The organism is Paenibacillus sp. FSL E2-0151, assembly GCF_037993015.1.
GTDB classification, from domain to species: domain Bacteria; phylum Bacillota; class Bacilli; order Paenibacillales; family Paenibacillaceae; genus Paenibacillus; species Paenibacillus amylolyticus.
The window spans coordinates 5,425,389-5,451,555 of sequence record NZ_CP150308.1; the positions used below are offsets into that span (position 1 = coordinate 5,425,389).

At 46.9% G+C, this 26,167-nt stretch carries 20 protein-coding genes and 1 pseudogene; 6 read left to right on the forward strand and 15 right to left on the reverse strand.

What is annotated here, in order from left to right:
* Positions 1-40: 40 nt before the first annotated feature.
* The 3 genes from MHI55_RS24110 to MHI55_RS24120 all read right to left on the reverse strand — a co-directional run bounded on the left by MHI55_RS24110 (position 41) and on the right by MHI55_RS24120 (position 2,699).
* Positions 41-577 (reverse strand): hypothetical protein, encoded by a 537-nt coding sequence (locus tag MHI55_RS24110; protein WP_017686844.1) that lies wholly within the window; start codon positions 575-577, stop codon positions 41-43.
* Positions 578-855: 278 nt separating this feature from the next.
* Complete coding sequence (locus tag MHI55_RS24115; RefSeq protein ID WP_076252929.1) at positions 856-2,019, reverse strand: iron-containing alcohol dehydrogenase; 1,164 nt, start codon at positions 2,017-2,019, stop codon at positions 856-858.
* Positions 2,020-2,111: 92 nt separating this feature from the next.
* Positions 2,112-2,699 (reverse strand): MSMEG_1061 family FMN-dependent PPOX-type flavoprotein, encoded by a 588-nt coding sequence (locus MHI55_RS24120; RefSeq protein ID WP_256720106.1) that lies wholly within the window; start codon positions 2,697-2,699, stop codon positions 2,112-2,114.
* A gap of 238 nt (positions 2,700-2,937) precedes the next feature.
* On the opposite strand from MHI55_RS24120, the gene MHI55_RS24125 reads away from it, so the two are divergent.
* Positions 2,938-4,965, forward strand: coding sequence for a leucine-rich repeat protein (locus tag MHI55_RS24125; protein WP_076252930.1), 2,028 nt, complete (start codon positions 2,938-2,940; stop codon positions 4,963-4,965).
* Positions 4,966-5,027: 62 nt separating this feature from the next.
* Here MHI55_RS24125 and MHI55_RS24130 read toward each other — a convergent pair whose 3' ends face one another.
* Genes MHI55_RS24130 through MHI55_RS24140 form a run of 3 tightly spaced genes read right to left on the reverse strand, consistent with a single transcriptional unit; the run spans position 5,028 to position 8,813 of the window.
* Complete coding sequence (locus tag MHI55_RS24130; protein WP_076252931.1) at positions 5,028-6,626, reverse strand: UDP-glucose--hexose-1-phosphate uridylyltransferase; 1,599 nt, start codon at positions 6,624-6,626, stop codon at positions 5,028-5,030.
* Positions 6,627-6,640: 14 nt separating this feature from the next.
* A complete protein-coding gene (galE, locus tag MHI55_RS24135) occupies positions 6,641-7,630 on the reverse strand; it encodes a UDP-glucose 4-epimerase GalE (protein WP_340387310.1) in 990 nt (329 codons plus the stop codon).
* 1 nt (position 7,631) lies between these two features.
* Positions 7,632-8,813: a galactokinase gene (locus MHI55_RS24140; RefSeq protein WP_340387312.1), complete on the reverse strand. Its 1,182-nt coding sequence runs from the start codon at positions 8,811-8,813 to the stop codon at positions 7,632-7,634.
* A gap of 153 nt (positions 8,814-8,966) precedes the next feature.
* Between MHI55_RS24140 and MHI55_RS24145 the strand changes: the two genes are divergently transcribed.
* Positions 8,967-9,941 (forward strand): AraC family transcriptional regulator, encoded by a 975-nt coding sequence (locus tag MHI55_RS24145; RefSeq protein WP_243391440.1) that lies wholly within the window; start codon positions 8,967-8,969, stop codon positions 9,939-9,941.
* Between the two features lie 81 nt (positions 9,942-10,022).
* On the opposite strand, the gene mgrA is transcribed toward MHI55_RS24145, so the two are convergent.
* From mgrA to MHI55_RS24175, 6 genes are all read right to left on the reverse strand, one after another.
* Positions 10,023-11,030 (reverse strand): L-glyceraldehyde 3-phosphate reductase, encoded by a 1,008-nt coding sequence (gene mgrA / locus MHI55_RS24150; protein WP_036616991.1) that lies wholly within the window; start codon positions 11,028-11,030, stop codon positions 10,023-10,025.
* A gap of 78 nt (positions 11,031-11,108) precedes the next feature.
* On the reverse strand, positions 11,109-11,849 hold the full coding sequence (locus tag MHI55_RS24155; RefSeq protein ID WP_340387315.1) for an NAD-dependent protein deacylase: 741 nt from the start codon (positions 11,847-11,849) through the stop codon (positions 11,109-11,111).
* Between the two features lie 42 nt (positions 11,850-11,891).
* Positions 11,892-12,659, reverse strand: a complete 768-nt coding sequence (locus MHI55_RS24160; RefSeq protein ID WP_340387318.1) for an HAD family hydrolase — start codon at positions 12,657-12,659, stop codon at positions 11,892-11,894.
* A 69-nt stretch (positions 12,660-12,728) separates the two neighbouring features.
* On the reverse strand, positions 12,729-13,493 hold the full coding sequence (locus tag MHI55_RS24165; protein ID WP_340387320.1) for an alpha/beta fold hydrolase: 765 nt from the start codon (positions 13,491-13,493) through the stop codon (positions 12,729-12,731).
* A 94-nt stretch (positions 13,494-13,587) separates the two neighbouring features.
* On the reverse strand, positions 13,588-14,253 hold the full coding sequence (locus MHI55_RS24170) for a bifunctional 2-keto-4-hydroxyglutarate aldolase/2-keto-3-deoxy-6-phosphogluconate aldolase (protein ID WP_017686833.1): 666 nt from the start codon (positions 14,251-14,253) through the stop codon (positions 13,588-13,590).
* An 86-nt stretch (positions 14,254-14,339) separates the two neighbouring features.
* On the reverse strand, positions 14,340-15,305 hold the full coding sequence (locus MHI55_RS24175) for a sugar kinase (RefSeq protein WP_340387322.1): 966 nt from the start codon (positions 15,303-15,305) through the stop codon (positions 14,340-14,342).
* A 222-nt stretch (positions 15,306-15,527) separates the two neighbouring features.
* Between MHI55_RS24175 and MHI55_RS24180 the strand changes: the two genes are divergently transcribed.
* From MHI55_RS24180 to ilvD, 3 genes and pseudogenes are all read left to right on the forward strand, one after another.
* The gene (locus MHI55_RS24180) at positions 15,528-16,568 is read left to right on the forward strand and encodes a fucose 4-O-acetylase (protein ID WP_340387324.1); all 1,041 of its coding nucleotides are present in this window, start codon (positions 15,528-15,530) and stop codon (positions 16,566-16,568) included.
* A 122-nt stretch (positions 16,569-16,690) separates the two neighbouring features.
* Positions 16,691-16,933, forward strand: a pseudogene (locus MHI55_RS24185) (general stress protein); the annotation flags it as partial.
* Between the two features lie 317 nt (positions 16,934-17,250).
* Entirely contained in the window at positions 17,251-18,936 is a 1,686-nt protein-coding gene (gene ilvD, locus MHI55_RS24190) for a dihydroxy-acid dehydratase (RefSeq protein ID WP_036616973.1), read from the forward strand.
* 85 nt (positions 18,937-19,021) lie between these two features.
* Here the strand turns inward: ilvD and MHI55_RS24195 are convergent, their stop codons facing one another.
* Positions 19,022-20,425: a polysaccharide deacetylase family protein gene (locus tag MHI55_RS24195; RefSeq protein ID WP_340387326.1), complete on the reverse strand. Its 1,404-nt coding sequence runs from the start codon at positions 20,423-20,425 to the stop codon at positions 19,022-19,024.
* A gap of 174 nt (positions 20,426-20,599) precedes the next feature.
* On the opposite strand from MHI55_RS24195, the gene MHI55_RS24200 reads away from it, so the two are divergent.
* Positions 20,600-21,796 carry an AI-2E family transporter gene (locus MHI55_RS24200; RefSeq protein ID WP_340018259.1) on the forward strand — a complete coding sequence of 399 codons (1,197 nt, stop codon included), beginning with the start codon at positions 20,600-20,602 and terminating at the stop codon, positions 21,794-21,796.
* On the opposite strand, the gene MHI55_RS24205 is transcribed toward MHI55_RS24200, so the two are convergent.
* Together MHI55_RS24205 and MHI55_RS24210 are read right to left on the reverse strand one after the other, a co-directional pair.
* Entirely contained in the window at positions 21,775-23,586 is a 1,812-nt protein-coding gene (locus tag MHI55_RS24205) for a penicillin-binding protein 2 (RefSeq protein ID WP_340018260.1), read from the reverse strand. The two genes, MHI55_RS24200 and MHI55_RS24205, sit on opposite strands and share 22 nt — an antisense overlap.
* Positions 23,587-23,708: 122 nt before the next feature.
* Positions 23,709-25,991 carry a methyl-accepting chemotaxis protein gene (locus MHI55_RS24210; protein WP_340018261.1) on the reverse strand — a complete coding sequence of 761 codons (2,283 nt, stop codon included), beginning with the start codon at positions 25,989-25,991 and terminating at the stop codon, positions 23,709-23,711.
* Positions 25,992-26,167: the final 176 nt, after the last annotated feature.

Sequence of the window (26,167 nt, forward strand, 5' to 3'; positions counted from 1 at the left end):
TCATGATGAGTGCTTAAACTACTTAGGTGATAAGAATACTTTATAAATCTTTAAGTACATTTTCATCCCATTCCGACACACGCAGTACACCATCTACAACATCCACTACGACAACACGTGCTCCCGCCGCAATGGGGAGGTGTTCAAAGCTGGATGCCGTTTGAATCGTACTGCCGGAAGCAAAACGAATCATCACTTCGCCAAAACCTTTTTCCGGCACCGGAATGGTAATTTCCCCAATTTTCCCAGATAACTCTTTCATTGAAAATGCAATCGAGACATCGCTGTTACGCATCGGTTTGATATATGCGAAGAATACCAGCATGGCTGCAGCAATACCTATAAGCAGGGATAATATTAGACCCGACATCGCACTTAATGAACTATAACGTGTCAGCATAATGCCTGCCCCACCGAAGGTTGTAATGGAACCAGCTAACACAACGGGTTTGAAAAAATCAAGACCTGGCATTTCGAAGGCTCCGTCCAGCAAGCCGTCAATCAAGTCACCCAGCACAAGGCTGACAACCGCAAATATTGCTCCTCCGATCAGACACCCCCAATAAATTGTCTCCATCCCCTGTTCCTCCTCTCTCTGCCGCAAATTCATCCTAACTGGGCATTCCACATGTAAATAAATACGTAACTAACTTCAAAATGTTTCAAAATCTTTCCTCAAATGTATTCTGAACCCGATAATGGGTATTATCACGACATTCTGTTCTCCTTGCTTCATGTTCCTCCATCATTCACGTGTACAGCCCGAATACATGAAAAAACCGCAAGCCCCCATGAAGGAGACTTGCGGTTATTGGACAACTTGATGTGTCCTTTCACTTTGCAGTGATTATAGAATTACAGAGAAGCCTTGTAGATGGATACAACATCTTCCCGTTGCAGTTTCTTGAAATTACCGAATGGTCCAAACAGCATCGCTTTGTCTGCCATTACGTCGATCTGGCTATCATCGATATCGTAATCAGCCAAACGGTTAGGGGCACCAATGGATGTCCAGAATTTGCTGAGCGCATCGATACCTTCTTCGGCAATCTGTCTGTCAGACTTGCCTTCTGGATTCACTTCAAATACATTGATCGCCAGGCGTTTGAAACGGTCCACATTGACATCCAGGTTATGTTTCATCCAGTGTGGGAACAAGATTGCAAGTCCACCGCCGTGTGGGATATCATACACTGCGGATACCGCATGTTCAATATTATGTGTTGCCCAATCTCCTGCGAGACCCATATTCAGCACGCCATTCAGTGCCATTGTTCCGCAATACAAAACCGTTTCGCGCAGTTCATAGTTCTCCAGGTCTTCAACCAGACGAGGCGCTGCTTCCATGACAGTACGCAGAATCGTCTCACAGAAACCGAGTTGAACCGGTGTATTGGCATCCAGATGGAAGTAATGCTCCAATACGTGGGACATCATATCCACCATGCCGTATACCGTTTGGTCCAGTGGAACAGTGTATGTATTCACTGGATCCAGGATAGAGAATGCAGGGAATGAGTATGCGCTACCCCAGCCCAATTTTTCTTGTGTATCCTGATTCGTAATAACCGAACCGGAGTTCATTTCCGAACCAGTTGCCGCCATGGTCAATACGGTACCGAGTGGAAGAGCGTCCTGTGCCACGGCTTTGCGCTGAGCAAAATCCCACATATCGCCATCATATTTGGCACCTACAGCGATAGCTTTGGAGCAGTCCAGTACACTGCCGCCACCTACAGCGAGGATCAGGTCGATGTTATTTGTTTTACAGAGGTCTACCCCTTTATGCACCGTAGAAAGACGTGGGTTAGGTTCCACACCTGCCAGTTCAGTCACTTCTGCTCCAGCTTCCTTAAGCAAACCGATCACTTGATCGTACAGACCACTGCGTTTGATACTGCCGCCACCATATACAAGCAGAACCCGTTTACCGTATTTCGGCACTTCTGTCTTTAATGCTTCCAGTTGTCCTTTGCCGAAAATCAGCCGGGTTGGATTATAGAATTGGAAAGATCTCATATCTATTGTCGCCTCCAATGGAGTTTAGTATTTTTGTGCAACTCCAATTATAGTACCCTGTTTATAGAAAAACAAATCGATAGTCACTCACTTTATAACAACCCGTTAATCTCCAAATGAGCTCGAAACATCTCGCTTGATGAAGGCAAATTCTCAGCATCCACCCATGTTTCTGTGTCCCATAATCCAGCCTGTTTGAATGCCCGCGGACAATGGATAAAACACTCTTCCACATCTACAATAACAGCCGCACCTATGGTTTTACCACTCCAGCCCATACTGGCGATGAATTCCTCATCCTTAGTAATGGATGCTGTGCCATTAATACGCAGCACTTCATTCATACCCGGAATCAAAAAGAGCATACCAATACCAGGGTTCGACAACATGTTCAACAACGAGTCTATCCGCCGATTGCCTGGGCGTTCGGGATAAACGAGCCGATATGTATCATAGACTTTCACAAATCCTGCTCCATCACCCCGAGGTGACACATCACTTTTTCCATCACGATCGGAGGTGGAGAGGAAAAATAATGGTGACATGGATATAAAGTTCTGAACATGTGAATCCACAAATGAAATTGCCTTGTTACGCACATGTTCATGCGGTTCACCCACCATGCCTTGCAGTTCCTCAGCATCTGTAATCAACGGAATATTCAATGCCTTCTTTTCCAATTATTCGTCCCCGTTTCTTCATTGAGTTATGTTTTCAATGGCTTTCCACCATTATACATGCGGGAACTGACATCTTCCATTTCTGAGAACGAGTATGAGTGCCGTCATTCAAATACCGGGCCCCCATGTCCCCTCGGGTCACCTATTGGAGATTCAGTATTGTTAATCTCATCTAACAGTTGTACTGTAACCAAAAGAACTTCAAAATTCTTAATATAAATATAAGGAGGTTATTGGATTGAAAAAAGCAAGCATCTTCGTCTTTGCTCTGCTAATGTTCCTCGCACCCTGGGGACAGATGGTTATGTATGCTGAGCCGAATAAAGAAAAAGACTTCATAACGAGCGCTAATGCTCATGGAATCACAATAAACGACTATGTGGGCACTTCGAAAGATGTCATTATTCCCGAAACCATTGGCGGTCAACCAGTTACTTCTATTGGTGAAAAAGCATTTTACAGCGATCATTTGACTTCTGTAGTTATTCCGCATACCGTCTCCACTATTGGAGAAAGGGCATTTGAAATAAATCAACTGACTTCTATCGTCATTCCAGAGACTGTCACGACTATTGGAGACTTGGCATTTGCATACAACCGGCTGACCTCTGTCGTCATTCCGGACAGTGTATCCACGATTGGGAACTCCACATTCACTAACAACCAACTGGCCTCTGTCGTTATTCCCGAGACTGTTATGTCGATCGGAAATAGTGCATTTACAAACAATAAACTGACTACTGTCGTTATCCCAGAGAATGTCTCAACTATTGGGAACTGGGCTTTTGCATCTAACCAGCTGACTTCCATTGTTATTCCAAATCGTGTCTCTTCCATTGGACATGCTACATTTATGGACAATCAACTGACTTCTGTTGTCATTCCGGATAGTGTCTCCTCTATCGGGGCGATGGCATTTGCGGACAATCGGTTGGCGACTGTCTTCATTCCAGCTAGTGTCTTGTCAATTGGTTTCTTAGCGTTTGATGGTAACTCATCCCTTATTATTACGGGTTTTGATCCTTCAGAGGCTCAAGATTTCGCTTACTGGGATAACATTCCCTTTCAAAAACTGAATGTGGTCGTCTCCTTTGACTCCATTGGAGGGAGCCCGGTTGCAGTCACTCAAGCCACTTATGGGCAAACCATTGTTACTCCCACTCAGCCTACCAAGGACGAGTTTTTGTTTGAAGGCTGGTACATAGATTCGGTATACTCCCTTCCCTGGGATTTTGCCAGAGATACCGTGACTGGGGACATCACACTGTACGCCAAGTGGACGAGTTCAGTGACAACTGCGTCCAAATATACGAATAAGGAAGATCCCATTTCCGCTTTGACCGTCTCTTTTGATTCTCAAGGCGGAAGCCCCGTTTCCTCTACTATTACTAGGAATAATCAAGCAATAGCACCTCCCACTCAGCCCAGCAAAAGCGGGTTTTCATTTGATGGATGGTACATAGATTCGGCATTATCTCTTCCCTGGAATTTTGACCGAGATACCGTAAGTCGGGACATAACGCTATATGCCAAATGGGTAAAGACTGCTAGCTCTAAAAACCATGGTGGCAGTTTTTCTTCTTTCTGGACCAGCAGTTCTCCTACTTCCACATCTCCCCAGGAACCTGATACAGAAACGGAATTTAAAACCGAACCTAAACTTAAAGTTGAACCTGAACCTAAAGTGCCAATAACATCATTGACCCCAGTTGTATTCAGTGATATTTCAACCCATTGGGCACGCTTGATGATTGAAAGTATCGCTGCACGTGGTCTGATAACGGGATATCCCGATGCCACATTCAGGCCTAATCAGCCAATCTTGCGTAAACACATGGCTGGTATAATCAACGGAGCGTTTGAGCTACCCATAATCCGAAAGGCTGCTCCCTTTGAAGATGTAGAGCCCACACATCCCTACTTTGATGCTATATCTCGACTACAGGAGGTCGGCCTTATTGATGGATTCCATATTTCAAACGGCTTAAATGATTTCTTCCATCCGGATGCGGTACTTACACGGGCCGAGGCAGCAAAAATTCTGGTGCTCGCGCTGGACCTGCCGCTGATCCAAACGAGTTATTTTGAGGATGTCCCCTCCTCCCACTGGGCTCACGACTACATAGCCACACTGGCCCAGACTCGAATGGTTGTTGGATATCACGGACAGTTCAGGCCGGATGACTCCCTAACCCGAGCAGAGTTAGCTGCCCTGATCTATCGTTCAATTCCAACAGAACAAACGACTGGCTCACAACTCCGTTAAAAATCATATTCAAAAAAACACCAGCCCTTGTATTATGGGCTGGTGTTCATCGTTATACATGTCTATTCAGTGTATCCCATGCTGCTTACAAAACGACGGAAAGCTTGACGTCCTGCTTCATCATATTTGTAGACCCCTGCATGTTCCAGAATCTCGGCGAATTTCAAGCCAACTTCCTGTTGTACAATGGCAACGGCTTGTTCTTTGTCCAGGTTAGGACCAAACCGTTCAATCAATTCTTCCGCCCAGCCCAGGTGTTTGTTCAACACATGATCAGAAGCTTTGGCGGATTCAGCGAGTTTGGCATCTCCAGCGAGGATATCCGCGATACTGTCCAGTTCTTCTTTCAAACGACCTGGCAGGATGGCAAGCCCCATCACTTCGATCAGACCAATGTTTTCTTTCTTCAGATGGTGCATTTCACGGTGCGGATGGAAAATGCCTTCTGGATGCACATCATTTGTGCGGTTGTTACGCAAGACGAGATCCATCTCATACCCACCGTCTGCACTACGACGAACGATTGGTGTTACCGTATTGTGTGGTACTTGTTCCCCGTCTACTTCACTGAATGCTTCGATATCCACAGCAGAATCACTGTAGACCTTCCACGCTTCATATACGGCGTTACCCGCTTCTAGCAACTCTGCAGGATCGTGTGAAGCCAGACGCATCACAGACATTGGCCATTTCACAAGACTCAATGTAAGTCCAGGTGCATCCGCATGGCGGAAGACCGCCTCTGGCTGTGCATTTTGAATAGCGAATGTATGACGTCCACCCTGGAAATGGTCATGTGTCAGAATCGACCCACCTACAATCGGCAGATCCGCGTTAGATCCGATAAAGTAGTGTGGGTACTCCCCGACAAAGGCAAGCAGTCTGCGCAGTGTATCTTTGGTTAATTTCATCGGCACATGATCATGATGGAAAATGATGCAGTGCTCGTTATAGTACACATACGGCGAGTATTGGAACAACCAAGGCTCGTTGTTAAGCTCCAACGGAATAACTCTCAGATTCTGGCGGGCCGGGTGATTCACCCGACCAGCGTAACCTACATTTTCACGACACAGTTGGCATTTTGGATATACCGGAGGCGGAAGCAATTTCGCCATGGCAATTTCCTTTGGACTTTTCTCCGGTTTTGACAGGTTGATAGTAATCTCCATGTCTCCATAGGCCGTGTCCTGTGTCCAGTAGACGTTCTTCGAGATCCGATCCATCCGAATGTAGTTGGAGTTAATCGACAAGTCATAGAATTGAGATGTGGCCGCCTCAATGCCTTCCGTCTGCTCCGTGTGGCGGAATGTGCGTACCACTTCAGATGGGCGTGCCATCAAGTGGCCCATGATTTTGGCATCCAGCAAATCACGGAATGTATCGCTATTTTCAGGAATGAGTCCAATAGTGAATCCATAATCGATCAACGTATCCAGCATCGCCTGTGGGCCATCGGGCACTGTCGTGTCCAACGCTCCGGCATAAGGCTCTGAGAATCCGAATTGTTCCAGCAAGAGGTTGCGGCTGTAATCCCAATCCGCCTCCTCGATTAATTGTTTCTGCAAGGCAAATGCAACCAGACGTTCAATGGCATGCAGTGCTTCCTGCTGCTCCGGTGTCCGCTCTGTGGCACCTGCTGCAATATGAGTCTGTGACATAAGGTGTTCGCCTCCTAGTTTTTTCCGTAGCCGTCAGGACGTGATTGGTGCCAGCTCCAAGCGCTTTGAATGACATCTTCCAGATTGGTCCATTTTGGATTCCAACCCAGGACTGATCTTGCTTTTGCAGATGAAGCTACCAGCACAGCCGGATCACCTGCACGACGTGGCTCCTGTACAACCGGGATATCCAGGCCAGTCACTTTTTTAGCTGTTTCGATCACTTGTTTTACCGAGAATCCTGTACCGTTACCAAGATTGAACACATTACTGTTCTCACCTTTACGAAGATAATCTACTGCACGCAGATGTGCATCAGCCAAGTCGCTCACGTGGATATAGTCACGGATACATGTGCCATCTTCTGTTGCATAGTCGTCACCAAACACGGCGATGTGCGGGCGTTGTTTCAATGCTGTTTGCAGTACAAGTGGAATCAAGTGACTCTCTGGTTGGTGATCTTCACCAATTTTGCCGCTGTCATGAGCACCAGCTGCATTGAAGTAACGTAAGGAAACGTATTTGATATCCTGAACTTTATCGAACCATGACATCATGCGTTCCATCATCAGCTTTGTTTCGCCGTATACGTTGGTTGGTTCTGTACGATCACTCTCTTCGATTGGCACTTTCTCAGGCTCACCGTAGGTAGCTGCTGTAGAGGAGAAGACGATGCGGCGTACGTTCGCTGCATTCATCGCTTCCAACAGACAGAGTGTACCAAACACGTTGTTGTCATAATATTTAACCGGGTCTTTCATACTCTCGCCTACGAGTGAGTTGGCTGCAAAGTGAATGACTGCATCGATTGAATTCTCAGCGAACAGCTTCGCCAGAATTTCTTTTTCACGCAGATCCCCTTCATACAACTTACCGCCGAGCAACGCTTCACGATGCCCTGTCTGCAAGTTATCCAGTACAACAACTTCTTCTCCACGTTCCAACAATGCTGCTACCGTATGAGAACCAATATACCCTGCTCCACCTGTCACCAAAATTGCCATTTTACTTCGCCTCCTTCAATTCTTTAACACCGTCGCCTACACCGCATACATAGAAATCACCTTTGAGATTGGTACGCGCTTCATATGCAGCGCCCACTTCGCTTACAAAACGTTCGACATCATCTTCATGCACAAGTGATACGGTACAACCGCCAAATCCTGCGCCAGTCATCCGAGCACCAAGCGTGCCTGGAATCCGCTGAGCTTCTTCAACCATAACATCCAGCTCATCACAGCTTACTTCGTACAAGTCACGAAGCGATTCATGAGAAGCGTTCATCAGCTTACCGAAGGTTTCCAGATCGTTACCCTGCAATGCTTCGACTGATGCGAGAACACGTGCGTTCTCTTCCACGACATGCTGCGCACGCTGCCTTACTTTCTCATCCTTGATCTGATCCTGTAGTGTTACGAACTGCTCTGGCGTCAATTGAGCCAGATAATTCAGTGCAGGCAGCTGTTCCTTCAAGATGGCAAGTGCCTGCTCGCATTGGGAGCGACGTTCATTGTAAGCCGAATCCACCAGCCCGCGGCGTTTGTTTGTGTTACCGATGACCAATTTGTAGGAGCCTGTACGGAAAGGAACCTTTTCGTACTCCAGTGTGTCACACATCAGCAGAATCGCGTGATCCTGAGCACCGTTTGCGACAGCGAACTGATCCATGATCCCACAGTTGACACCGACAAACTCATTCTCTGCCTTTTGCGACAGAAGCGCCAGTTGAACTGTATCAATATCCGCTACGCCCTCCAAAGACTGAATCGCGAATCCGGTGAGTACCTCCAGAGATGCAGATGATGAAAGTCCTGCCCCGTTCGGAATCTCCCCGTGGTACAGGAAGTCGTAGCCTTTTGTTACATTCACGCCTTTGCCCTGCAATTCAACCATGACACCAACAGGATAGTCGGTCCATTCTCCGGTTTTTTCCTTACCTATGGAGGAAGTGTCTAGTACCCCTTCATAAGACATGTTCGTGGAAGCCAGTTGCAACTTGTTGTCCTTACGCTCACGAATGATCAATGTTGTTCCGAATTCAAGTGCTGCCGGAAGCACGTAGCCACCGTTATAGTCAATGTGCTCACCGATCAGATTCACACGCCCAGGGGCATGAAATACACGGATGTCCGCTCCACTCTCTCCGTACTTCTCAATAAACTTTTGTTTCAATTCAGTTACGTTCACTGCTGGTGCACCTCGCCTCGTTGTTGTGGTTTTCTTAATGTTATTATATAAGAAAGCGGTGCCTCTTGTAATGCAACCATGTGTGTTTCATATGGATAAATGTGACCTTAAGGCGTATAATGATCGGAGCATCCCGGAAAGAAGGAAACGACCATGTCAGATCAATCCAACCCCAAGAAAGAATCCCTTGCATCTTCTAACGAAAAAATACAGGAATCACCTTCCGGTAAAAGCGGAGCACTCAGTTATTCGGTTGCCTCCAATCCGGTCTATTATGAACAAGGCGCACTGCATGTCCTGTTTGCCGGAGCAAGCCAGACCCTTCCGGGTCACGCCCTCGGTCCTAAATTGTTTGATTATTATCTGCTGCATTATGTAGAAAAAGGGGCGGGTACGTTCCGTACCGAACTGCACACCTACGAGTTATCCGCAGGTGATTGTTTCCTCATTCATCCTGGGCAACTGGTAAGTTACCAGTCTCACGCCCGCAACCCATGGCAATATCGCTGGATTGCCTTCACAGGCAGCCAGGCTGGCCAACATACCGAGGAAGCCGGGTTCCGCCCGGAGAAGTCCGTTTTTCATGCTGGACCATCCTGTGGAATATCCGATTGGCTATCCGTGATGCAGGATGCTTTTGCCGAGCGCAAAGAAAGCTCCCATTTCACATCACTGGGTACGTTATATATGATTCTAGCCGAAGCACAGAATCACCTTTCGCAGGGTCAAACCTTAATTCCCGGTGAATCCTCCATCCGACGTACGGTGAAACAGATGATTCAATATATGTCTACTCAATATGCCTATCCTGTCTCCATTGAACAAATGTCAGCGAGTCTTGGATACAATCGTGCGTATCTATCTCGTATTTTCAAACAGGAAACCGGTCTTTCACCAGTCACCTATCTGCTAAAACTACGGATCGACAAGTCGCGCCAACTCCTGAGAGAACGCCCGGATCTGTCCATCGAACAGGTATCTGCATCGGTTGGACTGCCAGACGCGCTGTATTTCTCCAAACAGTTCAAACGATTTCACGGTGAAGCGCCCAGCTTGTATCGAGAGAAAATACTGTCCCGACCACTACATCAGGGGTTGCAGCAGAATGCTCAACAAATCAAACGGTGAGCAACATAACGGACGGAACCACGTACGACAAAAAAAGGTGCATTCCGCCATTATGGCTAAGATGCACCTTTTACACTTTATTTATTTGTCATCAGGCTCTGGAGACAGGATGGATTCAATCCGTTCCAATTCCTCTGTAGAGAAATCCAATTGGCTGAGTGCAGCCACATTCTCTTCAATCTGGGAAGGACGACTTGCGCCAATAAGCGCGGAAGTTACCCTGCCATTACGCAGCACCCATGAGAGTGAAAATTGGGCCAAACTCTGACCACGGGCTGCTGCAATCTGGTTCAGCGCACGCACTTTGCGGAGCGTCTCTGGAGAGATGTTGTTTTCATTCAGGAATACCGACGGTCCTTTGGCACGTGAGTCTTCCGGGATACCATTCAAGTATTTGTTCGTGAGCACACCTTGTGCCAATGGACAGAATGCAATACTGCCTGTTCCATACTCATCCAGCACGTCCTGCAAACCATCTTCAATCCAGCGGTCCAGCAGCGAGTATTTCGGTTGATGGATTAACAGAGGCGTACCCAGACCTTTCAGAATTTCGGCAGCCTGTCTTGTCTGCTCTGCGGGATAGTTGGATATCCCCACATAAAGGGCTTTGCCCGAGCGAACAATATGATCCAGTGCCATCATCGTTTCTTCCAAAGGTGTTTCGGGATCATAACGATGTGAATAGAAAATATCCACATAATCCAGGCCCATACGCTTCAAGCTCTGATTCAGACTGGATACCAGATTTTTGCGTGAACCCCACTCGCCATACGGCCCGGGCCACATATAATACCCCGCTTTGGTGGAGATCACCAGTTCATCCCGATAAGGTTTCAGATCCTGGGCCAGTACCTGTCCAAATAACTGCTCTGCCGAACCTGCCGGTGGGCCATAGTTGTTGGCAAGATCAAAATGTGTAATACCCAGATCAAATGATCGGGTAATCATATTACGACCATTCTCAGCGTTATTGATACCGCCAAAATTATGCCACAGCCCCAGTGAAATCGCTGGCAGTTTCAAACCTGAACGTCCAACGCGGTTATATTTCATCGTTTCATAGCGAGTATCGCTTGCTACGTAGACCATTATGAATCCCTTCTTTCCCCAGGTTCCGCCTCTTGTACCCGGTCTATGCCGGAGAATGCGGTTATTCAGTGCATACGTTCAACCAAGAAGCTGGTCCACATTATTCATTACCTCGCCAATCGGCTCTGTAATCAGCAAATCAGCCCTGCGGTCGTAAGCGGTAGGTGTAGCGTTGAGCAGAACGGTATGTTTTCCCTGAAAATACGTAATTAACTGCGCCGCCGGATATACCGTCAGTGACGTGCCTCCCACAAGTAACAGATCTGCAGAAGACAGTGCATCAATGGAACGATACAATGTCGTCTGATCCAGCTCCTCTTCGTACAGCACCACATCCGGTTTGATCAAACCACCACATGTGGTACAGCGAGGCACGGTATCTTGGGACTGTATAATATCATTTAAAGTATAAAACTGCTTGCAATCCATGCAGGCATTACGATGAATTGAACCGTGAAGTTCAAAAACATTGCTGCTACCTGCCTTCTGATGTAGTCCGTCGATATTTTGCGTGATCACTGCCTGAAGTTTTCCCGCCTGCTCCAGACGGGCCAATAGTCGATGACACCCATTCGGTTCCGCATCTGGATGAAGCATTTTTCCACGATAAAAATCATAAAAAATATCAGCATGTTGATCAAAAAAATGCCGGCTTAATAACTCTTCCGGTGGATAAGGCGAATGCTGCTCCGTCTGATACAGACCCGCAGCCGAGCGGAAGTCGGGAATCCCGCTTTCCGTTGAAGTCCCTGCCCCTCCGAAAAAAACAATCCGGGAGCTTTCCTGAATCCAGGCAGCCAGTTGTTCTGTTGCGTTCATCCTCTCTCCTCCTTTTATATCGTTCAATCAGGTCAGGGTGACTTATAAAATAACGCTTATCTCATTATAATGACGAATAATGGCATGGGCATCAACCAGGTGAGATCCTTGATCTAACTGCGGACAGTAACCGAGGGTATAGGATACCTCTGCGTGCCGCCCCATCTGCATATCCCCATTGCTGTCTCCAACTACAACGGCCTCCGCAGGATCGATATGTAATTCACGGCAAGCCAAGAGTGCTGCTTCTCTATCCGGTTTGCCCTGGGTCACCCGATCACAGCCCACAATGGATGTGAAAAAGGAACGAATCCCCATCCAATCCAGATGTGTTTCTGCTGCCGCTGTACTATCTGAAGTGACGACTGCCAATGGTATGTCTGCAGCCCTGCATTTCTGCAAGAAATCCAGCAATCCTGACATTGGTTCAGCGGATTTGCGCTCTCTTACCGATCTCATGGCTACACTTGAAAATTGGCGTATCGTTGTGATCGCTTCATTCCATGGTATGCCTGCTGCATATAGCTGCCCAGCAAGCAATCCCGTGCACTCATCCACAGTCGCAATGGCAAGTGGGCCTTGCGGATCATATCCAACAATATGACCTTGCGGATTATGGGTAGTGCCCAGAACATGCTCCCGTTCAACTGTAAATGAAGCTCCGAGTTCATTCATACGTGATTGCAACTGATCCAGTAATGCCTCTGCCCACGGCCCCCATAGCTGAAGGAATTCCAGCAGTGTTCCATCTTTATCGAACAGGATCCCTTTACATGGGATCTGCGCTCCATTCACTTGAAGCATGGTCATCCATATCACCTCCATCAAGTTATGCTATTAATGCATACAGCCCTTAATGCAGAATAATTAAATCAAAACCTACTTGATGGTACTTAACCAAGCCAGCACCGTCTTGACCGTCTGATTCAGCTGTTCTTCTCCACTCACTTCCGGCTCGCCATCTCCTTTTTGATGACCATAATCACCAAACTGGGCGTGGTTACCACCTTCAATGGTGTAATATACCGTGTCTTCTGGAAGATACATCCGTCCACTCTGATACTTCGTAGCATTCACGACTTCATCTTTAGTACCTAGAATAGATAAAGCAGGTATTCCAAGTGACTTTACGCTCCCTTTTTCATCCGGGTAAGATGCCAAGAAGAAGATCCCGTGAAGTGCATCTGGATGTGCGGCTACATAACGTGCAGCCATGGACCCGCCGAGAGAGTGTCCACCCATAACAAATTGTTCGTCTGGATATGCAGCCAGAATCTCATCTGCCAAGTTTGGCTTAAGCACTGCCAGGTTAACTGGCATCTTGGCAATAATCGTGTGATGACCGGCAGCAGCCAGCTCATGCGCAAGTGGTGCATAACTTTCCGGTTTTACCAGTCCACCAGGGTAGAACAGAACGCTCTTACCAGTCGGTTTATCTGGCACAAAATCAATCCAGTTCTCTTGTTCGCTCACGGTCACCTTATTGGCTGTTTCCATGGCCGCTTGGGCTGTTTCCTGTGGACCGTATGGTGTGAATAATTTCCACGCAACAAATCCACATCCAATGACAATGAGCGCCAGAAGTACGAGCAGGAATTTCCCGATGCCCCTCTTCTTGCGCCCTATATTATACCGATTTCTCAACGTTAATCACCTTTCTTCACTTCCGCAGGTGCCGCGGCTCACAGAATTGGGAGCCTTTGTTTATCAGGCTCCCCTTCTACGAATTGAAAAAATATTATTCAGCCTTGGCCTTGCGGTAAGCATCCATATATTGTTCCGCTTTGCGACGGACATGACTCAGGTCACCCGTCTTCACAGCTTCCGATGTCAAGTCGGAGCCGATCCCTACAGCGACTGCTCCACCCTTGATCCAATCCCCCAGATTAGACAAGGATACCCCGCCAGTTGGCATAAAATTCGCCTGCGGCATAGGGCCCTTCATCGTTTTGATAATCGAAGGATCATACAGGTTACCCGGGAACAACTTCACAATGTCCACGCCGAGTTCCAATGCGCGTTGAACGTCAGCAATCGTCATCACACCAGGCAGAATCGGAATTCGATACAGGTTGCAGATCTGAACGGTATCCGGGTTCAGGGAAGGTCCGACTACAAACTCGGCACCCGACATGATGGCCGCTCTTGCCGTTTGCGGTTCAAGCACCGTTCCCGCACCAATAATCGCGAATTTCTCTGGATCTTGTGTGTTCCAATGGTATACACGGCTTAATTTTTCAATGGCTTTGAGTGCACTGGGTACTGTCATCGTAATCTCGATAACTTTAATGCCACCCGCAATCGCTTGCTCGGCCATGGCAATGACTTGATCAGCAGAATCTGCACGCAGAACTGCCACAACCCCATTGTCCGTAATCTTTTGCAACAGCTGAAGCTTCTTCATTTCATTCTCTCCCTTGTCAATGTGGTGGTTGTGTATACAAGCCTTACATTTAAGAACGAAGATGAGCCATATATGATTTAGAGCGACTAACGCTCAACATGGGCAACGTTGTTCAGCTTGGCCTCGACCTGCCCCCACGTCGGGAGCGCCTCCCAATCGCCAACAGCCTGTATAACCATGGAACCGGTCAAATTGCCGAGACGGGTTGCTTCCTGCGGGGAGTATCCTTTTAATATACCCGATAAAAATCCCGCGCAGAATCCATCTCCTGCTCCTACCGTATCCAGAACATTATCCGCCTTAAAGTACGGAACTTCAGTTAGGGTACCATTCGCCAATACATAGGTCAAATCAGGGCCACCCTTCACGATGCACACAGCATTCATGGCAGATAAACGCTCAAGTACTTTTTGATCATTTTCTTCGTTATATAGAAGTTTCATCTCGTCCAGACCCGGTAAAAAGTAGTCCGCCAGTTCAGCTAAACGCAGTATAACCGGACGGGCCTCATCCGCAGACCATAGTTTGAGACGCAGATTTGGATCAAAGCTTACTTTCACACCTGCCTGTTTGGCAATATGTATGGCAGCCTCTACCGTAGCAAGTCCGGACGGGCTTATCGCTGCCGTTATACCCGTAACGTGCAATATCTTCGCCCCGGCAATATAATCAGGATCCAGATCATCAGGTGTGATCGCACTTGCAGCAGATAGCTTCCTATAATAATGCACCGAGGCTTTCCCGGAAGCGTTCTCACGAATCATTAAACCAGTGGGCTCGTCATCACTTAAACGTACTCGGGATACATCTACGCCTTCACCGCGAATGGCTTTCAAAATCATACTGCCCATCGGATCATTGCCCAAGCGTCCAAACCAACCACTGGTATGCCCCAGGCGGGATACGCCAATAGCCAGATTGCTCTCAGCACCCCCGAAAGACTTGTCCAGTGTGGCTGCATATTCCAGCCCTCTTGTATCCTTGGCAGTCAGCAAACCCATACTCTCCCCAAACGTAATAATTTCCGGGCTTGGATAGGGACTCGTTGACATGATTTCTTCCCTCCTTATAGTTACATTCCCTCATCTTCTTTTTCTATTGTCATCCTCTATGCAACCGTTGTCAATCCCGTTGCGTTCATTTTGTTGTCACAGCTTTGATAAAAGATAACGCTTACTAATGTGAATTAAATCACAATAGATAATGAACATCCATATTACCCTTATTACAGATGCAAATGACCTTGCAAACAGGGTCTATAAGGGGGCTACACCATGAAAAATCAGACACTGATCCGGGATGATCAGGAATCTTTCTTTTACAATCTGCGCTTTATGCTTATCGTCTGTGTCCTAGCTGGTAATGCACTTGAACCACTCATTACACGTTTTGCAGGAGCGGAAGCTCTGTTCCTGTGGATATATACGTTTCACATGCCACTCTTTGTATGGGTAACCGGGTATTTTGCGACACACTCACTCCAAGGTGCATCTGGACGAAACGTTCTGAAGCAGATTGCACTACAGTATGTACTGTTTCAGTCCTTATACGCATTGATGGACTTTACCGTATTCCACACACCCCATATGCGGCTATCCTTCTTTGCACCTTACTTGCTGTTATGGTTTCTCGCGAGTCATTTCTGTTGGCGACTGTTGCTTCGTCTGACGATTTCCTGGAAACCGATATATCGGCTGATTGGATCAATTGCGCTCGGTGTAATTGCCGGGTATTTGCCCATCGACGGGTTCTGGCTCAGCTTCAGCCGTACGTTTGTATTTCTGCCGTTTTTTGTCATCGGTTATGACTATGGAGCAACCATCCGTTCACGTTTATTATCCGGTTGGGGGCGAAAAACCGCAGCCATCCTCTCTGCTGCACTGTTGGTATGGATCGGGTATGGTGGTTTGAACATTTCATCCGGATGGTTACTCGGCAGCATGACGTACGCCGAACTGGGTCACCACGAATGGTATGCCGGTATCTTCCGGGTGGGTGTCTACTTGCTGGAAATCGCATCGGCAGCACTGTTCTTGGCTTGGGTACCTTCCTTGACTTCCAGACTGACGGACCTTGGACGACGCACACTCTATGTGTTCCTGCTGCATGGGTTTCTCGTTCGTCTCGCGATCTGGTCCGGAGTCTACAGTTATATGGGAAGCTCGGCGTATATTCCAGTCATACTGGTCATTGCCGTACTCTTTGCAGTCACACTGGCTCTGCCGGCTGTACGTCACACGTTCAAACCCGTAATTGAACCGGATATATCCCGATTTTCTTTCAATCGACATGAAGTGTTTAAACGGTCGGCCTAATGCTCTGACGGATCTCTTCACCATCGATTCTATCCTAGTGAATTGTTTCAGGCTGGAAATAAGGTGGTAAATTAGGGATACGCGCTACAAAAACAACTTATCGTTGTAAGGAGTGATTTGTAATGGCACGTCAACCGACGTCAGAACACAAGATGAGCCGTGAGGAAGCTGGCAGATTAGGTGGCAAAGCGACTTCCAAGAACCATGATCGAAGCTTCTACCAGATGATTGGAAAAAAAGGTGGAGAAGCGACTTCAGATGCCCATGATACTGACTTTTACAAGCAGATTGGTCGCAAGGGCGGAGAAGCAACCTCCGAAACTCATAATAAGGAATTCTATCGTGAGATTGGACGCAAAGGCGGAAGCAACTAATGAATTCCGCTCGCCACATCGAAACATGATCATAGCTTTCCCGCAAATCAAGAAGTCTAATTCCATGAAAATGGTTTGAGGCTTCTTTCTATTGTTTGTAGAAATATGACGACGGTTGTGATAGACTCAATAGAAAAACCGGGTGTTCACGGGTTTAAAGCAGCAAAGAATTTCACAAACTACGGGGAGCTCGACACCGGCATGCCGGTCCTTTTTTTTAGAGTACGGATGAAATTAAACGACAGATGCACTGCCATTTACTTTTCCATTCATGTTGCTCAATATTATATATTTGGGGGGAATACACCATGTCAGCCAAGAAGATGCGTTCCGATATGATCAAAAAAGGTTTTGACCGTGCACCACACCGGAGTTTGCTCCGCGCAGCGGGCGTTAAAGAAGAGGATTTCGGCAAGCCATTTATTGCCGTATGTAACTCATACATCGATATCGTGCCCGGCCACGTCCACCTTCAGGAATTCGGTAAAATTGTAAAGGATGCTATTCGTGAAGCCGGTGGCGTTCCATTCGAATTCAACACCATCGGAGTAGATGATGGTATTGCCATGGGACACATTGGTATGCGTTACTCGCTGCCAAGCCGTGACATTATCGCGGATTCCGTGGAAACCGTTGTATCTGCACACTGGTTCGACGGCATGGTATGTATCCCGAACTGTGACAAAATCACACCAGGCATGATGATGGGTGCACTTCGTGTAAACATCCCTACCCTGTTCGTAAGTGGTGGACCAATGAAAGCTGGTCGTGACAGCAATGGTAAAGCTCTTTCCCTGACATCCGTATTTGAAGGTGTAGGTGCTTACCAAGCAGGTAAAATCGATGATAAGAGCTTGCTTGAACTTGAACAGTTCGGCTGTCCAACATGTGGATCATGTTCCGGTATGTTTACGGCAAACTCCATGAACTGTCTGGCTGAAGCGATGGGACTGGCTATGCCAGGTAACGGAACCATCCTTGCCGTTGCTCCTGAGCGTCGTGAGTTTGTTAAACAATCCGCTACCCAATTGATGGAACTCATCAAAATGGACTTGAAACCACGTGATATCGTAACTGTAGAAGCGATCGATAATGCGTTTGCACTGGATATGGCGATGGGCGGATCTACGAATACAGTACTGCACACGCTGGCACTGGCTCATGAAGCAGGTATCGAGTATCCAATCGAACGTATTAATGAAGTAGCTAACCGCGTTCCACATCTGGCGAAACTTGCACCTGCTTCCGATCTCCACATCGAAGACGTTCACAATGCAGGCGGCGTAAGCGCAGTGCTGAACGAATTGCTCAAGAAACCAGGCGCAATTCATGGAGACTGCATTACAGTAACAGGTAAAACAATCCGTGAGAACGTTGAAGGAAAAGAAATTCAGGATACAAATGTCATTCACCACCTGGATAACCCGCATTCCGAAAAAGGCGGCCTGGCTGTATTGTTTGGTAACCTTGCACCACAAGGCGCTATCATCAAAGTTGGTGCAGTTGATGCTTCGGTTGGTGGATACCACAAAGGTCCTGCCATCTGCTTTGACTCCCAAGAGCAAGCGCTTGAAGGTATTGCTAACGGCAAAGTAAAAGAAGGACATGTTGTTGTTATCCGTTATGAAGGACCAAAAGGCGGACCAGGTATGCCTGAGATGCTGGCTCCTACTTCCCAGATCGTAGGTATGGGATTGGGTGCCAAAGTTGGTCTGATCACCGATGGACGCTTCTCTGGAGCATCCCGCGGAATCAGTATCGGACATATCTCTCCGGAAGCAGCTGAGGGTGGTCCAATCGCCTTTGTTGAAGAAGGAGACATCATCGAGCTGGATCTGAACAACCGTATCATCGAATTGCACATCAGTGACGAAGAGTTTGAACGTCGTCGCGCAGGTTGGAAAGGCTTTGAACCAAAAGTAAAAACTGGTTACCTGGCTCGTTATTCCAAACTGGTTACGAACGCAAGCAACGGTGGCGTACTGAGTATCTAATTCACTAATAAATAAAGGGTTGCTCTTCTGCCAAATCTGGCGAAGGGCAACCCTTTTCTTTTGCTGGTAGGTGTGATCAGTCCGTTTAGTTCCGCTCTGGCAGTATCTCTTGTTCAATTAACAACGATTCATCTCTGGATTCTTCTACCGTTGCTGCTACCTGCATCGTATGTTGACCGTAACGTTCCAATAATAGATCCAGCGGCATGGCAATCATCTTGGGTACCAGTTGTTCAGTACGCTGTTTCAAACGTTTGGTTCCTGCCGGGTGGATTACACTTAACAGCAGCTTCAGATATACTTTGGATGCAGCACTGAACGGTCCAGGAGGCAATTCTTGTATGGTAAATCCGAATTTTTCTGGGCCTCTGTTAATCATACTCACACCGTATATGGCCTTGGCAGAGCGTAACTCAGGTTCGAGTGCTACCATGCGTGCCAGATCCGGCAATTGCTGTTCCATGGTCCGAATCATGCGAATAGCCAAGTGCATACTGGAACGTGACGTCACTCCAAGTTCAAACAACTTCTGATTGTCAAAATGCAGTTCTATTACCGGATCTCCATTTTGAATAACATGGCCATCATTCATCTCCACCCGTGCTCCGTGATATACACGTGATCTGAAGTGCAGCATTGGGTCCTCTGGCGAAGCCGTCCGTAGATGATATACCCAGTGGAACAACTTCTCCCAGCCCAGCCATAGGGCAACAACGATTCGTTTCCATAGTTTCAATGGTGTCTGTAATTGCGTTTTGTTCTGAGATTCGCTCACTGTGATACCTCCCATCAACGTATCAACGCGTACGCTTTGCAGGCCTAGCCGTTCAGCTTCCTGTAATACGACTTCCAGCGCCTGAAGCATCTGCTCCGGCGCGTGTGCATCAGCACCAAGGGTCGTTCCTCGATCATGCAGCAGCATGACCTCACCGCCTCTCAGTTCCTTCAGCATCCGTTCAGTCAATCTCTGGGCACCTACTCGGCTTCTCCAGTCTTCAAACATGGAAGACCACAGTACAATTTTTCGTTCTTTCTTGCTGAAAAAATCAAACAAATTCATAATCCCCCACGGTGGACGATAATAACAAGTCTTCACGCCGGTTACTTCATGAATAATCTGACCTGTTCGCTGAATCTGATCTCGAACGGTACGTGGCCGCATGAGCCAGTTCGTCTTGTGAATATAATTATGAATGCCAATAAGATGACCTTCCTCATGTATGCGCTGTATGAGTTCAGGATGACTCGCTGCATGTTCTCCAACGACAAAAAATGTGGCTTTTGCTTGATGCTGACGAAGCAGATCGAGCAGTCTTGGCGTATAATGTGGATCTGGTCCATCGTCAAACGTTAATGCAAATTGTGTATCACTTCTTCCCCGTCGAAATACACGAAAACCAAAAAGCCTACTGATCAAACTTGGAATAAAGGCGTAAAAAGATGAAAGATACAATAACCACAGTAAAATACTATGAAGTATCGTTGTCATGTTGCAAGCTCCCCACTTCTCCTGCTGAATTACGGTGCACTATGGCACTATCTAAAATAAACCGCCTTTAATTTTATCATAGTTCAGACTTTTCTTGAATCCTGTTTTCCCAAAAAGATAGCTATCGTGTACAATAAATACAATCTAATTATTGCCATCAAAGGAGCCATGTCCATGCTACCGCTTTACAAAAAATACGGGCGAACTGTCTTTGACATCGCATTGCTCGTATTAACCGTGTATGTTATCATGTACGGTTTCAGTCAATTATACCATGTGGCTGCACCGGTCTTTCTATCATTCATTGTGTATTGGATGATTGAACCGCTGGCTAAATTTTTACATCGCAAAGGATTGCCCAAGACACTTGGAGCCGCCATCTCCGTCTTGTTGTTTCTTGCATTAATTGTCGCTGCCTTTTTTGGGGTAGGCTTGATTATCATTTCACAAATTTCCAATCTTCAAGATAATTTCCCCGTATACATTGAAATGATACAACGTGAATTCACCAATCTTGTTTTATTCATTCAGGACAAGTCAGACGCTCTCCCTGATGGAGTTATGGAAAAAGCGAATGATTATTTTGCAACACTGACCGGGTTCCTGTCCAAATGGGTAACTAGCGGAGCGCAATTCGTAGTAGGTTTCCTCAGTTCATTCTCTTCGTTTATTACGAACTTCGGAATTGCGATTATTCTGGCATTTTTCCTCAGTATCGAGATTGAATCCTGGCGCAAGTTCGCCCGTGCGAAAACGCCCAAAACATTAAAGTTAGCTATTGAATTCATGCGTAATCACGTGTTCAAAACAATCCGCTCGTATCTGAAGGCACAGATGATCATGATGCTCATTACGTTTGTATTGATTTATGCAGGTTTGTTGATTTTGGGAACCTCTAATGCCTTTACCATTGCAGCAGTCTGTGCGGTTTTTGATCTGGTACCCTTGCTTGGCGTTCCTGTTGTGTTTATTCCATGGATCGTCTACTTGTTCATTATTGGCAATAGTAGCCTGGCGATTGGCCTGATTGTGATTCTGGCAGTAACGATGCTGACACGGCAGTTGCTGGAACCGAAAATATCGGGTAACTCGATTGGTGTATCCTCGGCGTACTTGATGCTTTCGTTTATGCTGATCTCTCTTTCGATCTTTGGCCTGGCTGGCGTAGTGTTATCTCCAGTGCTTCTGATCCTTCTGAAAGAACTGTTACAACAAGGATACTTGCAAAAGTGGATTCACCTGCCAAAAGATGAATTTGAGTCCTCTCCATTAGTCATGGACCCACCCGTTAATAAGGCCTCATCGAATTCTGCCGAATCTACTGTACAACGTCCCATTCCTGCGAAGGATCATGAGGACTCCGCCAAATAGTCCATCACCTTCCTGAAGAGAGCTGTCGCCTGATGATGGCTGTCTGGTGAGACATTTTGGACAAGAACAGCTACGGCGTACTTGGGTTGTTCTATCGGTCCATAACCAATGAACCATTGATTGTTACGCTTCTCTACATGTTTCTGTACCTGAGCTGTACCTGACTTCCCTGCAACATGCCACCGTGCACGCTGCAGGGATTTTCCTGTTCCCTCACGGACTACCTTATTCATCCAGGATATCAGTTTATGCGCTGTTGCGGGAGCAATCTGTCCTGATGCTGAAGGTGAATCATGCAAGGGCATTTCCAGCATGGTGCCACCATCCGCATATCGGATGCGCTTAACGAGACGTGGGGAACTAACCTTTCCATCATGTAACAGTGTAACGATCAGATTGGCAGCTTGCAGCGGTGTGACCAAGACATCTCGCTGACCAATTGCTGTCTGTATTTTCGCACCTTCATCAGCGGAAGAAACAGCCTCTGTTCTCACACGCCCGTGATCCTCATGATCAAAATGTCGTAACACAGGCATTCCTGCCATCTGCTTCCCCTCCCAGCCAATCGGACGCGCGAGTCCCAGACGATCAGCCATGTTCTCCAGTTGTTCCATACTAAGCCTGCGTGCCGTTTCCGCAAATACGATGTTACAAGACTTAGCGAATGCTTGCTCCAGATTCAGGTCTCCATGCCCATGCTCCTTCCAGCAAGACAACCCATATCTTCCGTACTCACCACCGCAATGGAATTCTTCTCCGTTAGAAACCGCATGATACTCCAATGCGGCAGCCGCAGTGACAATTTTGAAAATGGAACCCGGTACGGCTCCCTGTAATGCACGATTCCCCCAGGCCGATTCTTTAGGGTCCACATGTTGTGGCTGATAGAAAGGGCGGGAGATCATGGCGCGAACATCTGCGTTAGCGGCATCTAACACAACAATGGCCCCTTCTTGTAATCCAGATTCTTGCGTCAACTCCTCCAACCCACGCTGTAACTCAGCATCCACAGTGGTTTCCACACGTAAAGGATAATGGCTATTGGCTGGTGCAATGACGTGCGGTTGAATATCAGGGATAATCTCCCCACCACCCGAGACCATGCGTGATACAAGCGTAGGGCCAATTCCCCTTAACAGCGGTTCAAGTGTCCTTTCCAGTCCAGCTGCCCCTGATTTCATGGCAAATGGCTGTTTTATTTCATCCTGATGCCCTGTTAGAACTTTGGAGGACTCAGGCTGTTCAGCCAGATAACCCATCCACTGCATTCCTGTATGCCCCTGAAGGTACCTTGTCATCATCGGATAGATGCCAGCTCCTTGCAGGTGCAAACTGCGTAGACGCTCCACCTGAGCAGCGTTCAAAAGAACAGGCTGATGTGTACCTGCTGTCCAGAAATGAGGTATACTTTCCTGATTCCATTCCTTCTTCAATTGATCCGGATCGGTATGTAATATAGCTGCCAACTGTACCATCTCGGAGCCTTCTAATGCCCCATCCTTGCGTAATGTCTGTAATGGACTTGCCTGTGGAAAAAGAACCAGTCCCCATTGCAGCTTACCGGTCAATGCCTCACCCTTGTAATCTGTAAATTGCCCCCGCCCCGGGTCAAGCATCACCCCGCGTTCACGCTGCAATACAGACATTTCACGTACCGTTCGGTGAAATCCAGGCATCGTCTGATTCACCTGAACGATCTGAACCCATCCCAATCGTAATATAAGCAATCCAAAGACAAGAGTTAGAAGAATACAAGTTATATAGATTCGCCGTTTCGCAAGGAGATGCATCCCAATCTCACCTTTTGTCGTTTTGACATATTATTGCTGATATGACTTGGAATTATCCGGTAAACAAAAAGAAAACCTGTCCCATGTGCGGGACAGGTTCTCCTCATTTCAACCTTGGCTTGTTACACCGTAAAGCGTGACAAGGTTTCTTTCAGTTCAGTGGACACATTCTCCAGTTTGCCAGACAGATTGACCAGCTGGTTACTGATATTTTGCTGTTCACTGCTCAAGGAAGCTACTTCTTGGGACGTTGCAGAAGATTCTTCAGCTACAGCGCTGACATTGCTCATGGCTTCAGACAACGTACCTTGAGATTTGTTCAAATCTCCAATAGAACCTGTCACCATGCCCAGACGTTCCACAAATGCACCCATCTGTTCCTGTACGGAAGCAAAGATGACGTTGGTATCTTTAACCGCATCCATCTGTTCCTTGAATAACGGATAAGCTGCCGACAAAGCATCAACGGTCTCATTCATTTCAGTCATGATTTTGTCTGTAATCTCTCCAACCATCTCAATGGATTGTCTGGATTGAGCCGCGAGCTGACGAACCTCATCAGCCACCACCATGAATCCGCGTCCGGCTGCACCGGCACGTGCTGCTTCAATGGTTGCATTCAGGGAAAGGATATTTGTCTGTTTCGTTATGTTTTGCAGCACTTCAAGCACTTTCAGAACAGAAGACGTACTCTCTTTCAGCGAATCAACCTTATTCACCAGTGCACCAATCATTTCTTCTGTCTTCTGGGTTTTGGTCATCAACTGATTCAGATGTTGTGTTCCTGTCTGACTGGACTTCTCTACATGACGAGCAGAATCACCCATCTGTTCATTAGCAGCGATTACACTCTGCATCTGACGAGAGATATTGTCAGTTAATTCATTGCCACGTTCCGCTTCAGTTGCCAAACTGCCTGCACCGCCCGCGATCTCTTCTGTAGCTACGGCAATCTCCGAAGCAGACACAGCCGTTTTCTTGGATGCACTGCTCAGCTCAGAGGCCGTATCCAATACTTCCTGCGCAGAACGATTGGTTTGTTCAACCAGCTTAGTGATCTGCTCCATCATCAGATTGAAGGCGGTCGAGAGCTGACCAATTTCATCCTGGGAGCTATATGGTGTACGAACTTTAAGATTACCTTTTGCACCTTCCTGCATCAGGTCTTTCAATTTGCCAAGTGGACGAGCGATCATACGCACCATCCAGATCCCGATCAATACTGCAATCCCCGCATCAATCAGCGCCATCCACAGGGTCAGAGTCAGAATGCCTTTTGCGTCCTGAACCAAAACAGAGGTAGGTATCATACCAACCAGTTTCCAATTGGATGTATCCATCGTACTGTATACAGCCAGCATTTCCGTAGATTTGCCATCTACCGAATACTCCGTATTCGTACTACCTGCTGGTTCGGTCAACTCTTTGACAAATGCAAGCTCTGTTTCTTGTCCTGTACGATCCGAGATGGAGGATGCAACCACTTTATTATCCGGAGCAATTAATTGAAGAATAGCTCCTGGCCCAAGATCAAGCGATTTCAATTGTTCCTCCAAAACTTCCAGTTTCAGTTCAATAACCAGAACATACGACTGAGTCGTCCCCTGCAAGTTTTTCATGGAACGTGCAATTTTAAACGTTGGCGTTGAGCCACCTTCTTTGACCTCTGTTGGAAGCCAGCGATAACCGCCCGCTTCAATTAACTCACTGTACCATGCTTCCTGGCGAATGCTGCCCATGGATGAACTGTTGCTGCCGGTACCCATAATGGACTTTGTATCGTCCGTAGGTACCAAATAAATCGCTTCCATAGATTTATTTGTAAATGCAACATTGGACAGTTGCTTGTTGATGGAACTTGAGTTCACGAATGTATCATACGCAGTCAAATTCGTATCTGACATTTTTTGTAGCAAGGACTGCATTTCCGGATCAAAGAAAATCTGTGTGGATGTATCGACAAACCTCTCCAAAATGATGTCCATTTTTTGTTTGGTCTGATCAATGGTCTCCTGATTGGCACGCGAGGCATTTTTCTCTATCGTACCTTTGGCCTTCGAATAGGATAATAGACCTAAACTTACTACAAAAATCATAATTCCCGCAAAAAAGATCAAGAACAGTTTAACCCCTACGGATTTAACCGGATTTGCCTTCTTAATCTGTTGGAAAGAGGAACCTCCAATGTTTTTCCAATCCCGGTTTTTAAATTGTTTCTTTACCCAATCAGTCTTGATCCAGCCCAGGTTGAGCTTACTGCGGTTAATCTTAAACATTTTTTTGCCACTGCCTGTTGTTTTGCTTTTGACTACTTTTTCTTTCTTCACTTTCTGAACCTTCTCAGGATTAACCTGCTCGGCTTTTGTCACTTGCTCCCCACTGTCTTCCTGCTTCTTTTGAACCAATCCCATTCACCTGCCAGTAATTTACTTGTTAGATTTTTCTTTCTCTCCCCTATAAATATGTAGTATTCGACAGCTTTCTTCGTTCCCCTTTCACTTCCCAGAAATATTTTACAACTTTATTCCTATTTTTCTATAAAAAAAAGACCCCCATCTGCCGATAAACGGAGGTCCCCATG